This is a genomic window from Paenibacillus sp. 01T422 (assembly GCF_056398785.1).
The window spans coordinates 1-7,977 of sequence record NZ_JBFTQB010000214.1; the positions used below are offsets into that span (position 1 = coordinate 1).

8 protein-coding genes are annotated in these 7,977 nt (G+C 44.6%); 4 read left to right on the plus strand and 4 right to left on the minus strand.

The window, feature by feature from the left end; genetic code table 11:
- Positions 1–230: 230 nt before the first annotated feature.
- Positions 231–626 (plus strand): SMU1112c/YaeR family gloxylase I-like metalloprotein, encoded by a 396-nt coding sequence (gene gloA2, locus AC1DUA_RS14160; protein ID WP_477500375.1) that lies wholly within the window; start codon positions 231–233, stop codon positions 624–626.
- 196 nt (positions 627–822) lie between these two features.
- On the opposite strand, the gene AC1DUA_RS14165 is transcribed toward gloA2, so the two are convergent.
- Complete coding sequence (locus AC1DUA_RS14165; protein WP_477500376.1) at positions 823–2,331, minus strand: copper amine oxidase N-terminal domain-containing protein; 1,509 nt, start codon at positions 2,329–2,331, stop codon at positions 823–825.
- Positions 2,332–2,639: 308 nt separating this feature from the next.
- On the opposite strand from AC1DUA_RS14165, the gene AC1DUA_RS14170 reads away from it, so the two are divergent.
- Positions 2,640–3,416, plus strand: coding sequence for a metallophosphoesterase (locus tag AC1DUA_RS14170; RefSeq protein ID WP_477500377.1), 777 nt, complete (start codon positions 2,640–2,642; stop codon positions 3,414–3,416).
- A gap of 391 nt (positions 3,417–3,807) precedes the next feature.
- Here AC1DUA_RS14170 and AC1DUA_RS14175 read toward each other — a convergent pair whose 3' ends face one another.
- On the minus strand, positions 3,808–4,947 hold the full coding sequence (locus AC1DUA_RS14175) for a THUMP domain-containing class I SAM-dependent RNA methyltransferase (RefSeq protein ID WP_477500378.1): 1,140 nt from the start codon (positions 4,945–4,947) through the stop codon (positions 3,808–3,810).
- A 115-nt stretch (positions 4,948–5,062) separates the two neighbouring features.
- Here AC1DUA_RS14175 and AC1DUA_RS14180 point away from each other — a divergent pair, with 115 nt between their 5' ends.
- Entirely contained in the window at positions 5,063–5,698 is a 636-nt protein-coding gene (locus tag AC1DUA_RS14180; RefSeq protein ID WP_477500379.1) for an O-methyltransferase, read from the plus strand.
- An 84-nt stretch (positions 5,699–5,782) separates the two neighbouring features.
- Here AC1DUA_RS14180 and AC1DUA_RS14185 read toward each other — a convergent pair whose 3' ends face one another.
- Entirely contained in the window at positions 5,783–6,001 is a 219-nt protein-coding gene (locus tag AC1DUA_RS14185) for a hypothetical protein (RefSeq protein WP_477500380.1), read from the minus strand.
- A gap of 82 nt (positions 6,002–6,083) precedes the next feature.
- On the minus strand, positions 6,084–6,857 hold the full coding sequence (locus tag AC1DUA_RS14190; RefSeq protein ID WP_477500382.1) for a metallophosphoesterase family protein: 774 nt from the start codon (positions 6,855–6,857) through the stop codon (positions 6,084–6,086).
- A 153-nt stretch (positions 6,858–7,010) separates the two neighbouring features.
- Here AC1DUA_RS14190 and AC1DUA_RS14195 point away from each other — a divergent pair.
- Positions 7,011–7,977 (plus strand): CapA family protein (locus AC1DUA_RS14195; protein WP_477500383.1); only part of this gene is annotated, 967 nt, incomplete at its 3' end.

Sequence of the window (7,977 nt, forward strand, 5' to 3'; positions counted from 1 at the left end):
GCACAGTATCGTGAATCGCTCCTCCCAAACGAACATCGGGACTTTGATGCTCCAAAATGGCGGTGGAGGCCACCACGCAGCAGGCACTTGTCAGATTGAATATACGCAAGCAGAGAATATTTTGAAGAAAATTGTTGAAACGATGAGAACAGACGGATAAAATAATAAGCGAGCCGCAGGATGGGGAGTTCCCGGAATGCGGTTTATTTACGGAGTCGGGAGGCGTGTTAGTGAATATCGATCGCATTCATCATGTGGCCATTATTAGCTCGAATTACGAACGGTCGAAGCATTTCTATGTTGATTTATTAGGAATGACGATCATAAATGAGTCGTACCGAGCCGAACGTGATTCCTACAAGCTGGATTTGCGCATAGGAGAAACAAAGCAGCAGATCGAATTGTTTTCGTTCCCTAATCCACCATTAAGAGTGGATAAGCCAGAAGCTCGCGGTCTYCGACACTTGGCTTTTGTAGTTGGGAATATGGACGAAAGCGTCAAAGAACTAGAGAGCAAGGGGATTGCGGTTGAACCGGTACGAATTGATCCCATAACAGGCGATCGGTATACGTTTTTCGCAGACCCGGATGGACTCCCGTTAGAGTTGGTGGAACATGCCAAATGATGATTTGTCACAAAAGGAACAAAAAGCAAAGTTAGGATTCGCTATAGGATGCTTATGGAGTATCCTGTTGTCTATTCCACTCTGGGCCATAATAATTTGGCTTTTGATGAAAAAATAAATCCCTCAAACGCTCGACTGACCACAAGTCGGAGTAGCGATTAGGGATTTTTTTTATTGGATATTGGCGGTATCAAACCTAGTAAACATYAATCCGTCGTAGTATCCCGTTTAAACTGTCGTAAATCAATATGTTTCCATTATGATCGATAGTAAATAGGGGACTCCCACTAAAGCTTAATACGCTAGGATCTTTAGCATCAAAGGTCATGGATTCTCTGTCAATTATATTATTATTAACGGAAGGCTGCTCGTAGGTTTGAGTTTGTGGATCGAATAAACCGTTATTATAGGATAAAAGTGCAGAATTAACGTAAACATCAATCTTGCCAGAAACATCAACTTGATAGACCTTATTAGCATCAGATAAGTAGAAATATCCATTCCTCGATGAGGCTCCCGTTATCTGTTCTAAATTAACATTGGCTACCTCATTCATAGTGCCGTCCAAGTTGACTTTGCTAATTTTTTTGTTCACTTTATCGAGAATATAAGTTTGAGCATCGGTGTTTAAAGACACATAACTTGCATTCTTATCAGGTATCAGTCCAATTACTTTCATTTCATTTGGCGCCTGAAAGTCGAATAATTTTCCCGAAAATGTATTGCTGTAGTAAAAATGATCTTGATTCAAAAATGAGATGAAGTTGTTTTCTTCATTCATGGAACTTGTTAAATTGTAAGTCACCATCTTCACTTCTGGAAGTATCTCATAAATGACTACTGCTTCTTCAATAAAGGGTTTCGCAGCATGTGCCATCAAATACAGTTTGTTATTAAGACTATCATAAAATAGCTTTTTGGGTGTGATGTTGCTGTATGGAACACGTTGTACAGTGCCCGTTGAATCCTTATACTGTATGTCAAATTTACTATCTATAAAGGTTAAATGCTGATTATTCTTTCCTTCCCCATTATTTTGGTTATAAGATAAAATTCCATAAGAGTAGGATTGACTTTTGACGTCAAAATCTATCATATATATATGGTTGTTTGAGTCTGAAATGATATCTTTTATTTTTACATTGCTTTTCGCGGTTTCTCTCTGTGCTATCGATAAATTATCTACAGTTGGCTTGTCCCGTTTTTCTTTTACTGTTGCAGGTTGAATAGATTTATTAGTGATCGTAATCGCTTGCGTTGCACTGTCGAATGAAACCGTCTGATCCATATTTTCAGCAATAAAGCGAAGCGGCACCATGGTCGTATTATTGAGTATTGTCGCAGATTGCTCCAATGAAGATGAGACTCCGTTTATCAGGGCATCCTTACTGTCGATTGCCAGAGATATCTTGGTTTTGGCCGTAGTCAATGTAATTACCCGTGTAACTTCATCCCATTGGACTGTCACTCCCAGTGACTCCGCAATAAAGCGAAGCGGCACCATTGTCACGTTATTCATTAAAGTAGGTGGAACTGGAAGTGTTTGATTTTGACCATTTACGGTAACAATTTGTTCATTCAGTTTAAGTTTTAGCTCATGCTGATACATAGTAGCTGCTGAGTCTGCTGCAAAAGCAGGTTGAACAGATAGGAATAAGCAGCTGATGCTTAGTGTTAAAAGCTTTACGAATTTTTCATGAAACACGATTATCTTCCTCATTTTCTATGATTTTAATGGCAGATCTCACTTTCTGAATATAAATTATTCCACACACACATACATTTTCCTTTCCGGGAAATACACAAAATAGACTTCTGGCGAAGACATCATTATTAGAATTTTAAAACAAAATTGAACTCTTATACTCATGTGGCATTAATGTATTAACCCTATAATAAAACTTAGAATATAAACTGTTACGGTCCAAGTTTTCTGAATGTTGGACAGTAGACTAATGGATACAGAATAATGACCAAGCTAGATAATGCACATTTTGGCGGAGGAGGATGCACTTGGAAGGAAATTTAGTGTACTGCTTGTATGTAGTCTTAGTCCTATTTATTTGTTACATAATCTTCATTTTACCAACACAATGGCTAAAAATTGAGCGGATCAAACACCCACTTAATCTAAATGTGAGAATCCTGCAGATAAGTGATTTGCATGTTGAAAGATTAAGAATTAGCCCAACAAGAATAGCCACGATAATTAATGATGAGAAACCGGATTATATTTTTATTACTGGTGATTTTACCAAATACCGAAAAATGCTTCCTAGATTAGAAGAGTACCTAAGAGCAATGGCTATTTGCAATGTGCCCATATATGGTGTTCTCGGAAATCATGATTACCAGCAGAAAAATGTAAAGGATATTGTCAAGCTTCTAAGAAAATATGGGATTCATTTGCTAAGAAACCAGTCGCTGCATTTAGAACGATTTGAATTGATCGGAATTGATGATTTYGATTCAGGTAAGAGCGACATTGAAACAGCATTCCGAGCAGTTGATGATCGTAGAACGAAACTAATCATTACCCACGATCCTAACGTAGTTCTACACTTGAATAAAGAATTTGATTATTTAATGGCTGGACATCTCCACGGTAAACAATTCAATATTCCATTTTTCTTCCATGTCAAAGATGCAGGTAAGCTGCCTAGGCTGGGGATATATAAGGGATTACATCAACATCAATTTGGGACTTATTACATTTCTAAAGGTATTGGGCAAACAGGAATTAATGCAAGATTTCTTGTTAGAAGCGAAGTGACTATGCATTATTTGTAAGAAGAGTCAGGGTGTTCACAAGTCATCGGGCAACGTTATGCAGAAATGGTATCACTCCTGGGATGAACAGAGCTAACGGACACCTGCGCCGTTATTGTCCTGATATCCGCCTCGTTTCGCGCCTAACTGACGTCAGAGCTCTTATTCGACCATTTCGTGGGCAAAACACTTCGAAATGGTCGAATAGACGCGCTCATGTCCGTTAGAATTCTGAATCGGTGTTATTTCACCGAATAAGGGCTCCTGTGTCCGTTAGCTTGGCGCGAGGACTCCACGATCTCAAGATACTAGCATGGGTTAACGGGACACCATACCCACGTAAAGACCACAAAAAAACGGCCGCTAAGACGTAAAGTCTCAGCGGCCGCTTTTCATTTCCGTGCTGTCTGCCCTACCTACGCGGAGGAAAAGGCCCCAGATATTGATACAGGTTACATTCAATCCGTCCGTTAAACAACTTGCGCTTCTTATCAGCGCGGCGGTTCATATAATGCTCGAGCTGTGTGCTCGGGCTGAGAATGAACATGCTCCACGAAGGCATTGGAGCTGTGAGAATCCCGAGCTCGCGCAGCGCGACCTCGACATCCTTGGCTTCGCCAAGCCGCTCTCCATAAGGTGGGTTGGTGATTAAGCAGCCATAGTCGCCGCGCGGGCGGGCTTTGGCGACAGGCTCCACGCGAAGCTGGAACTGCTTCGTCAGTCCAGCCGCCTTCGCGGCGGCCTCTGCCACTTCGATGGCAGACGGGTCAATGTCACTGCCGATAATGTGAAGCGGCACATTATCGCGGACCGCGTCGAAAGCTTCGTCGCGCGCTTTGTCCCAGAGCTTGCGTGGCACATTGCCCCAYGCCTCGCTAGGGAAGCTGCGCCGCAAGCCAGGCGCAATATTCCAGCCGATCATGGCAGCCTCGATCGGAATGGTTCCCGACCCGCAGAAGGGGTCGTAGAGCGGCCGATCGACAGTCCAGCGGCTGAGCAGGATCATGGCCGCCGCCATGGTCTCTTTCAGCGGTGCTTCGGTCACGAGCTTGCGATACCCGCGCTTGTGCAAGCTTGGGCCTGTCGTGTCGATCGTGAGTGTCGCGATATCGTTCAGAAGCGCGACCTCAATCACGTAACGCGCCCCGTTCTCGGGGAACCATTCGGTGCCGTATTGAAGCTTAAGCTTCTCGACGACAGCTTTTTTTACGATACCTTGGCAGGCAGGGACACTGGAAAGCTGTGACTTATGGGAACGCCCTTGCACTGGGAATTCGGCATCGTTCGGAATCCAGTCGGGCCAAGCGAGCGCTTTGGTGCCTTCGAAAAGCTCATCAAAGGTCAGAGCTTTAAACTGGCCCATAAGCACCAGAATTCGGTCTGCTGTACGCAGCCATAGATTGGCTCGGCAGATAGCAAGCTCGTCTCCCATAAAGCGTACGCGGCCGTTCTCAACGGTAACCTCGTTATAACCGAGGTCGCGGACTTCGCGAGCAACGATAGCTTCAAGTCCCATTGGGCAAGTTGCAATTAGTTCGATAGATTGTGGCATGTTTAGATTCCTTCCATCCGGGTTGTGCTTCGTTCATAAAACTCATACAATTAACAAGTATAGGACAAATAAGATATACTTACAAACGAAACGGCAAACTCTTAGGAGGAATGACATGGAAACCCTAACAGCTGAAAGCTATATGGAAGGCTTATATGCAGATGACCCCGTGCTTGAGCGGGTGAAGGAAGTCATACGAACCAATAATATGCCAGAAATATCAATCGCACCCGGATACGGCAGATTGCTCACAATGCTAGTGACGATGATTGGCGCAAAAAAGGTGCTTGAAATAGGAGCTTTGGGCGGTTATAGCGGGATCTGTCTGGCTAGAGGGCTGCAAGAAGGCGGCAAACTCATCTCTCTTGAGTTGAAGCAGGAATTCGCCGATATAGCCAAGCAAAATGTGGCTGATGCGGGTCTGGGCCAGTTCGTCGAGTATCGTATTGGCGAAGCGTTGACGCACCTGAATGAGCTGCTTGCGCAAGGGGAGCGCTTTGATTTCTTTTTTATCGATGCGGATAAAGTGAACTATCCAAACTATTTGGAACTTGCCATTCAATTGGCAAATCCGGGGGCTATCATTGCAGGCGATAATACGCTCATGAGGGGCAAAGTGGTTGACGCAAACCAAACCAAAACCTCTGTGCAAGCTATGCGCAGATTCAATGAGCTCATTGCTACGGATCCACGTTTGGAAAGTACGATCCTACCAGCCTATGACGGCTTAGCGCTAGCTCGGGTGAAATAAAGCGTACATATCAAGGGCTACCTAGAATGTCTGAAAAGACGTTCCGGGTAGCCCTTTGAGTTATGGCAGATGAGAAAGTTTATCTTAGGAAGTTAGCTGATGCACGTGGAATAAGTTGAATTCGTTCATTTGCCATGGTGCCTTCTCTTCTAGCTGAGTAACAGGCTGAGCGGGCTGTGGTGTGGATATAGGGTGTACAATTTGCTGTTTCTTGAAAGGTATAGCGCTCATCCCATTCCAGTAAATAAGCAAAATCTCCGCACATATAACGATAAAAGCAATTTTGGGCCAGTTCAGCTTCATGGAGGGCATCCTCGCTTTCAATGATGAACCTATATTATCATGTAGTGGAATTAATTTCCATAATAATTTTTGGTGCTATTTATTATTTATGCACCAGCCCCGTCGAAATTTCAAGCGCATAGCGCTCTGTCTCTGGCATATTCACGGCGTGAGCTCTGCTGATAGCATGGTCGATATCATAGGGTACTCGCACATATTGAAGGGAGAAACCTGCTTGCGCCTGACTGTCCATAACGCCTTCCAGAACGCAGTAACAGGCTTGTGGGATGCCATCATAGGGGATGCCCACACTGCCAACATTAAAGAGCATATGACCGCTGTCGGTGCGCTTTGTAGCGGCCTTTTCCGAGGGGTTCTTCATGGTGATCAAAAAAGGGATGTGGATATCCCCGTATCCAACGATATCAGGCAGCTTTCCATTAGGAGCAGCTCCGGTCATTTCTGTATTTTGAAACAGTGCCAGACGCTCTTTTTTGGAGGCTTTGCGTTTTACGCGATGGTAGACGCTTTGGGAGGAAGCATGGAATAATCGGAACATTTTGCCGCTAAGGTAGAAATCAACGGAGAATGGCAGCCCTGCCAGATAAGCAAGTCTCTCAGGCCCTAACTGCTGCTGCTGCCAAATGCCTGCTGGCTTGTCTTGAGGCATATTGATGCCTAAGTCCCAATTCCCCTGTATGACAACGTCACAGGTCCTTTGTATAGTGTCAACAACGGACGCCGAGTCAGGTCCTTTACCGACAAGGTCGCCTAAGCAATAGATTCGCTCAATACCGCGCAGTTTGATATCAGCAAGTACAGCTTCTAGCGCAGGTAAATTTCCATGGATATCTGAAATAATCGCGATTTTTTCCAAAATAATAAATTCCTTTCCGTGCTGGTCTCATGTGTTAATCTTAATTCTTCAGTTATATCATACGGATTCCATTCTGAAAATGAGTGTGCTTGACTATTACCCATTGCTAGATTCTTCTGCTATAATTTGTAGGGGGAAAGGGGAAGGTTTTGAATGGAATCCAGACTAGAGCGTCACCGCAAAGTGAAGGAAGAGCGCACTCCTCAGAAGAAAACTCCGCTGAAAGTAATTGGAGGACTCACACTGGCTGCTGTCGCTTGTTTCGCCATTGGGATTGGCGCATCCTATTGGACGTCGAACAGCAAAACTACCGAAGAACAAGAGGCTGCTTCACCATCCTCGCCAGTTAATTCGCCTCAACCGACGAATGCAGCGAGCACACCGCCCAGTCCTACAGCTACTGCAAACGCAATCGTTCCATCGTCATCACCTACGGTTACGGACAAGCCAACGAGCAGCGACGGGCAAGTGAAACTGACTTTTGTGGGAGATGTGCTGCTAGCCTCCAAGGTGGAAGATATTTTGAAGCAAAAAGGCTATGATTACCCTTATACGAATGTAAAAGATTATTTGACCAAGCCGGATTTCACCATCGCTAATTTGGAAACACCCATAACGACCAGAGGTACGGAACAGAAAAAGGATTATGTGTATCGTTCTTCACCCATGGCTTTACCTCCGCTCAAGGATGCTGGCATTGATATCGTTAATTTAGCCAATAACCATGTCATGGATTATGGCCCTGAAGGTTTGCAGGACACGATGAATGCCTTGGACCAAGAGGGGATTAAACGCATGGGAGCCGGCAATGGTTTGGAAGAAGCCTACCAGCCTGTTATTATGGAAAAAGATGGTATAAAGATTGCCTTCTTCGGCTTTAGCCGTGTTGTTCCTGAGGCCTCTTGGAAAGCAGGTCCGGGGCGCATCGGGGTGGCGGAAACCTACAATTACAAGCCGCCTGTTGAAGCCATTCAAAAAGCGAGAGCAACTGCTGATCTTGTCGTCGTTGTTGCACATTGGGGCGTCGAACGAAGCGACAATCCAGATAAGTATCAGACGGATTTGGCACACCGTTATATCGATGCCGGCGCAGATTTGGTTGTTGGCGGTCATCCACATG

Bases quoted from the DNA above. Each gene is read 5' to 3' on its own strand.
- AC1DUA_RS14180 (WP_477500379.1), top strand. From the start codon at position 5,063: ATGGAAACCCTAACAGCTGAAAGCTATATGGAAGGCTTATATGCAGAT.
- AC1DUA_RS14185 (WP_477500380.1), bottom strand. From the start codon at position 6,001: ATGAAGCTGAACTGGCCCAAAATTGCTTTTATCGTTATATGTGCGGAG.